The organism is Arthrobacter sp. Y3225116, from assembly GCF_059091245.1.
This window is the reverse complement of sequence record NZ_JBNHGL010000633.1, coordinates 1-258: the sequence shown is the minus strand read 5'-3', so window position 1 is coordinate 258 and position 258 is coordinate 1. Positions and strand designations below refer to the sequence as shown.

The 258-nt window shown below is 74.4% G+C and carries 1 protein-coding gene; it reads left to right on the top strand.

Annotation, left to right across the window (positions count from 1 at the left end):
- Positions 1 to 258 (top strand): hypothetical protein (locus AC5RV2_RS19305; RefSeq protein WP_494093657.1); only part of this gene is annotated, 258 nt, incomplete at both ends.

Here is a 258-nt window from a genome sequence, read left to right as displayed (position 1 = left end):
CGCGGCTCGCAAGGCCGAGGACGACGACGCCGCGCTGCCGCAGGCCCTGCATGCCCTCGGACATGCCCTGTGCGAGGCCGGCGACCCGGACGGGCTCACGGTCTTGGACGAGGCGATTCGGCTGGCGCACCTCTACGGGGCCCGGTGGTACGAGGCGGACTACAGCGACACGCGGGCGAGGGGGCTGTGGGCGCTGGAGGACGGCACGGCAGCGGTCTCGGCGGCGCTGCAGGCGGCCGATCTCTACTCGGCTGCCGA